Below are 5,216 nucleotides of genomic sequence, written 5' to 3' on the forward strand. Positions count from 1 at the left end.
GGAGCCCCGAAACGGGGTGCGGGCAGAGCGCGGGCAACCCGGCGGGGTCCGGGGCGGAGCCCCGGTTTCGGGGAGGGGCGGGGTGGGGGAAAGGCCCCGCGCAGCGGGTGCGCGGGGCCCCGGCGGGTCAGGTGCGGCGGGGGCGGCGCAGGGTGAGGAGGGCGGTGGCCAGCGCCAGCGTCAGCGCGCCGGCGCCTAGCCCGACCACCGCGAAGCCCGAGGCGGAGCCGGCCGCGGGGGTCGGCGCGTAGCCGCCCGCCTTGCCTCCCTTCGCGTACGCCGACCCCGGCAGCTTGTCCCCGTACGCCTTCGCCACCCTGGCCCGGTACGCCCCCAGCGTCGTCCCGTCCCCGCCGACCGCGGCGACCGCGTCCTCGTCCAGCGGCAGCACCCGCTCGCCCCCGGCCACGTACCACGCGTCGATCTGCGGTTCCCGGAACACCGTCCCGCCGGGCAGCTTGGCCGCGCCCAGCCCGGCGTACCGGAACTCGTCGTCCCCGGTCGCGATGTTCACGACCTGCCAGCCGGCCGCGGTCTTCGCGGTCCACAGCGCGGCCTGCTGCCCGTCCGAGGACACCGCCCTGCTGGCCAGGAACTCCAGCCGGGCCACCGGCGCGCCCGCCTTGCCCGCGACGAACTCCGCGGACAGGTGGTGGACGGGTATCGTCTCGCCCTCGATTCTGGGCTGTGCGGCGGCGAGCGAAACCTTGCCTTCGCGGGCGAAGAACCGGGACAGGGTGGCGAGGGTGTCGGGCGTACCGGCCGCCTGCCGGGCTGCGGCCGTGACCTCCGCCGTGGCGGCCGGCGGCTGCGGGGCTGCGGAGGCGGAGGCCTGCGGGGCCAGGCCGAGGACAGCAGCGGCAAGGGCGCCGGTAACGGCGGCTTCGCGGAAGCGGAGGCTCATGGCGGTCACGCCCCGATCCGGTAGAGCGAGTGGGTCCAGGAGAAGGAGCTGTTGTCCACGTACCAGGCGTGCGAGGCCCAGTTGTAGCGGTCGCTGGAGGGCCACGGGTCGCCCCAGTAGACCCAGCTGTTGGCGGTGTCGTAGCCGTAGATGACGTGCATGTGGCCGCCGCCGTTGGACCACTGGATCCGGGTCTCGATCGGCCGGTTCGCGTCGATCTCGGTCTGCACGGTGCTGTACCGCAGCCATCCGGTCACGTACGAGCCGGGGTTGATGCCGGCCCAGCTGAGCCCGTTCTGGACGTTGCCGAGGGTGGCCTGGTTGTTGGGGCACTCGGTGCCCTGCTGGCGGTTGAAGGCGGCGTTGCAGAACTGGTTCTGGTTGTAGCTGCGGCCGAACCAGGTGGCAATGGTGTTCCCGCCGGCGGCCCAGCACCAGTTGGTCTTCTGCTGGGCCTGCATGGTGATGTTCAGCCGCTTGGAGGCGAGGGCGCCATTCGGGTTCGGGTTCGTGTCCGCGGCCCCGGCATTGGCAGCGGCGGCGGTTGCCGTGCCGGCGGGCAGGGTGAACAGCAGGGCGGTGGCGAAGGCGGCCAGGGAAAGCCGCCCCTTTCGGTTGCGCATCGCGTTCCTCCCAGTGGGGAGTGGGGGTGGAGGAGCGCGTCCGGACGCTGTGCAGGAGCATCAGGCTGTTGTCGCGATCAGGTCAACAGGCTTCCCTGCGCGGTGACATTGCCGTGTGAACGGGGAGACTGCGGTGTGAACGGCCATCGCGCTGTCACCTTGACCACAGGAGTCACCGGCGCACTCTCCCGTCCCGTCCCGCGTGAACGTTCACGCAAGGACACGTAAGGAGCCGTCATTGCGCACGTCCGGAAAGCGCGCCGCGGACCCCGCGGACCGAACGGATTCCGCCGAACTCGCGCAGCTGCTCCGGTCCGGCCCCTTCCACCTGGCGCTGCGCGCCGCCCTCGCCGCCCGCGGTCTGCCGCTGCACCGGGTCCAGCACCGGCTCGCCGCCCGCGGCATCAAGCTCGGGGTGACCAGCCTCAGTTACTGGCAGCAGGGCGCCCGGCGGCCCCGGCGGCCGGAGTCCCTGAAGGCGGTACGGGCCCTGGAGCAGATCCTGGAGCTGCCGGACGGCACGCTGACCCGGCTGCTGGTCCCGGCGGACGGCACGGCGGAACCGGCCCGGCCGGCCGCGCGCCCGTACCGCGCGCTGGCCGCAGTCGGGGCGGCTGTGGAGGAGCTGCTGGCCGGTCTGGAGGTACCGGCGGACGGCGGTCTGCACACGCTGGGGCACCACGAGCGGGTACGCATCGGGCCCGGCCGCGAGCTCCAGGACCGCGACTCCCAGCACGTCGTACGGGCCCACCGGGACGGCGTGGACCGCTACCTGGCCATCCACCACGGCGACCCGGGCTGCGATCCGGCCCGCGTGCGGGTACGGGCCGGGGAGAACTGCCGGACCGGACGGGTCCGCTGGCACCGGGCGGCGGGGGTGGTGGTGGCGGAGCTGCTCTTCGACGCCCGGCTGCGCAGCGGTGACACGTATGTCTTCGGCTACGGCTTCGAGGACGGCACCGCGGGCATGAGCAGCGAGTACATCCGGGGCTTCAGCTACGCGGGCGGCCAGTACATGCTCCAGGTCCGCTTCGACGAGGCGGCCCTGCCGGTGCGCTGCACCCGGTTCGGGCAGGCCGGGCCGGGGGCTCCGCGGACCGGCCTGGCGGATCTGACGCCGAACGGCCGGCACCGCAGCGTGCACCTGGTGGAGCAGGGGGTCCGGCGGGGGATCCTGGGCATCGGCTGGGACTGGGAGTGAGCACCCGCCCAGCCCTGCCCCCTGGCCTCCGGCCTCAGCCGGCGATGAGCTTGCCGCCCTCGGCCCGGACCGGCACCGCGGGCAGCGGGGTCTCGGCCGGGCCCTTGAGCACCTTGCCGGTGGTGACGTCGAAGCGGCTGCCGTGGCAGGGACAGTTCCCCTCGTTCTCGACGATCTTGTCGAGGACGCAGCCGGCGTGCGTGCACTGGGCGCTGAACGCCTTGTACTGGCCCGCGGCCGGGCAGCTGACCAGCAGCTTCTCCTCCCGGTAGAGCTTGGCGCCGCCGACCGGGACCTCGGCCGCGGCACCCAGCTCCACGGGGGCGGTGGGGGTGGCGGGGGTGTTGCCGCCGCTGTTGGTGGCGGTGGAGCAGGCGGAGAGGCCCAATCCGGCACCGGCGGCCCCGGCGAGGGCGGCGGCGCCCTTGAGCACGGTACGGCGGGCGGCGGGCTGCGCGGACATGGCTTCTCTCCAGAGCGGTGCAGGTGGTGCGGGCAGTGCGGGCGGTACTGGCGGTACTGGCGGTACGAAGGATTCCGACCCTACCGGTGGGCGTCCGGCCGGCCCCGGCCGGTATAGGTTCCCGAGTGTGATCGTCGTCGGTGGAGAAGCCCTGATCGACCTGGTGCCCGTGGCACGGCCGCCGGGCGCACTGCTGCCCCGGCCGGGCGGTGGACCGTACAACACGGCCCTGGCGCTGGGGCGGCTGGGTGCCGAGGTGGCCTTCTGCTCGCGGGTGTCCACCGATGCGTTCGGCGAGACCCTGCTGTCCGGGCTGCGGGCGGCCGGAGTGGACCTGTCGCTGGTCCAGCGCGGGCCCGAACCGACCACCCTGGCGGTGCCCTCGCTGGCCGCCGACGGCTCGGCCGCGTACGAGTTCTACACCGAGGGCACCGCCGACCGGCTGTTCGCCCTGCCGGACCGCCTGCCCGGCCGGGCGCGGGCACTCGCCCTGGGCACCTGCTCGCTGGTCCTGGAGCCGGGCGCGAGCGCGTACGAGGCCCTGCTGCGCCGGGAGTCGGCGCGCGGGCTGCTCACCCTGCTGGACCCGAACATCCGGCCCGCACTGATCCCGGACGCCCGGGCGTACCGTTCCCGCTTCCGGTCGTGGCTGCCGTACGTGTCCGTGCTCAAGCTGTCGGAGGAGGACGCGGAGTGGCTGGGCGGCCGGCCGGAGGACTGGCTGGCGGCCGGGGCCTCGGCGGTCGTCCTGACCCATGGCGCGGCGGGCCTCACCGTCCGCACCCGGGCGGGCGGGGAGCATTCCGTCCCGGGGGTGCAGGTGCGGGTGGCGGACACGATCGGGGCGGGCGACACGGTCAACGCGGCGCTGCTGCACCGGCTTTCCGAGCCGGACGGCTCGGTGGACTGGCCGGCCGCCCTGTCGTACGCGGCCCGGGCCGCCGCCCTCACCTGTACTCGCGCGGGGGCGGAGCCTCCGCATGCGGCCGAGCTGTAGCGGATCTCCAGCAGATCTGCAGCGGCCCGCAGGCGATCCCGGAGCGCGGCATGAGTGAATGCAGCCATTCCACGCTCGCTCTCACTGCTGCCCTGGAGGGCCCATGAAACTCACGGTGTTCGGTGCCAGCGGCGGAGTCGGCCGCGAGGTCGTCCGGCAGGCACTGCACGCGGATCACGAGGTGACGGCCGTGGTGCGCGATCCGGCGCGGCTGGGTGTGCCGGCGCATCCGCGGCTGCTGGTCGCCACGGTCGGCGACCTCGGCGACGCGGACGCGCTGGAGCCGGTACTGGCCGGCCGGGACGCGGTGCTGTCGGCTTTGGGCGCCGGCACGAACAAGAAAGCCAAGGCGGCGCCGGTCACCGGCCCCGCGGCGCACGCGATCCTGACCGCGATGGGGCGGGTCGGGGTGCGCCGGCTGTCGGTGGTGAGCGCGGCCCCGGTCGGTCCGGACGTACCGGAGGACGGGGTGCTCACCCGGGCGGTGGTGCTGCCGTTGCTGCGGCGGGCGCTGCGTGATCTGTACGCGGATCTGGCGGTGATGGAGGCGGCGATCGCCGCGAGTGACGCGGACTGGACGGTCATCCGGCCGCCGCGGCTGCTGAACCGGCCGCGGACGGGGCGGTACCGGCGGGTGTTCGGCGGCAATGTGCCGGGCGGGCGGTCGATCGGGCGGGGGGACGTCGCGGATGCGCTACTGGCCAGCCTGGCGGACCCCGCGTACGCGTGCCGCGCGGTAGGCATCGCCACGTAGCCGCTCCGCGCGGCGGGCGTTCCGCTGCGCGGAGCTGTCCCCCACCCCGCCCCTTCTCCCCCAGCTACCGCTGGGAGGTGCCCCCAGAAACCGGGGCCTGCGGCCCCGGACCCCGCTGGGGGGGCTCCGCCCCACGCCCCGCCGGTGCACCGGCTTCGCCGGGCGCGTCCGGGGGTGCCGGGCGGAGCCCGGGCACCCGGCGGGGTCCGGGGCGGAGCCCCGGTTTCGGGAAGGGGCGGGGTGGGGGAAAGGCCCCGCGCAGCGGACGCCCCGC

At 74.8% G+C, this 5,216-nt stretch carries 6 protein-coding genes; 3 read left to right on the forward strand and 3 right to left on the reverse strand.

Annotated elements, in window-relative coordinates; translation table 11 throughout:
- Positions 1–127 precede the first annotated feature (127 nt).
- Together ABT123_RS36590 and ABT123_RS36595 are read right to left on the reverse strand one after the other, a co-directional pair.
- Positions 128–904 carry a hypothetical protein gene (locus ABT123_RS36590; protein WP_351322770.1) on the reverse strand — a complete coding sequence of 259 codons (777 nt, stop codon included), beginning with the start codon at positions 902–904 and terminating at the stop codon, positions 128–130.
- A gap of 5 nt (positions 905–909) precedes the next feature.
- Positions 910–1,527, reverse strand: coding sequence for a papain-like cysteine protease family protein (locus tag ABT123_RS36595; RefSeq protein WP_351322760.1), 618 nt, complete (start codon positions 1,525–1,527; stop codon positions 910–912).
- A gap of 238 nt (positions 1,528–1,765) precedes the next feature.
- Here ABT123_RS36595 and ABT123_RS36600 point away from each other — a divergent pair, with 238 nt between their 5' ends.
- A complete protein-coding gene (locus ABT123_RS36600; RefSeq protein ID WP_351322762.1) occupies positions 1,766–2,728 on the forward strand; it encodes a hypothetical protein in 963 nt (320 codons plus the stop codon).
- Positions 2,729–2,762: 34 nt separating this feature from the next.
- Here the strand turns inward: ABT123_RS36600 and ABT123_RS36605 are convergent, their stop codons facing one another.
- A complete protein-coding gene (locus ABT123_RS36605; protein WP_351322764.1) occupies positions 2,763–3,191 on the reverse strand; it encodes a Rieske (2Fe-2S) protein in 429 nt (142 codons plus the stop codon).
- Positions 3,192–3,318: 127 nt separating this feature from the next.
- On the opposite strand from ABT123_RS36605, the gene ABT123_RS36610 reads away from it, so the two are divergent.
- Positions 3,319–4,188: a carbohydrate kinase family protein gene (locus ABT123_RS36610; RefSeq protein ID WP_351322766.1), complete on the forward strand. Its 870-nt coding sequence runs from the start codon at positions 3,319–3,321 to the stop codon at positions 4,186–4,188.
- Positions 4,189–4,291: 103 nt separating this feature from the next.
- Positions 4,292–4,942, forward strand: a complete 651-nt coding sequence (locus ABT123_RS36615; protein WP_351322768.1) for an NAD(P)-dependent oxidoreductase — start codon at positions 4,292–4,294, stop codon at positions 4,940–4,942.
- The last annotated feature ends 274 nt before the right edge of the window (positions 4,943–5,216 follow it).

The sequence above is a fragment of the Streptomyces sp. NPDC002054 genome (assembly GCF_040296685.1).
Lineage (GTDB): Bacteria > Actinomycetota > Actinomycetes > Streptomycetales > Streptomycetaceae > Streptomyces.

Excerpts from the sequence above, each read along its gene's own strand:
- ABT123_RS36595 (WP_351322760.1), bottom strand. The coding sequence starts at position 1,527 with ATGCGCAACCGAAAGGGGCGGCTTTCCCTGGCCGCCTTCGCCACCGCC.
- ABT123_RS36590 (WP_351322770.1), bottom strand. The coding sequence starts at position 904 with ATGAGCCTCCGCTTCCGCGAAGCCGCCGTTACCGGCGCCCTTGCCGCT.
- ABT123_RS36615 (WP_351322768.1), top strand. The coding sequence starts at position 4,292 with ATGAAACTCACGGTGTTCGGTGCCAGCGGCGGAGTCGGCCGCGAGGTC.
- ABT123_RS36605 (WP_351322764.1), bottom strand. The coding sequence starts at position 3,191 with ATGTCCGCGCAGCCCGCCGCCCGCCGTACCGTGCTCAAGGGCGCCGCC.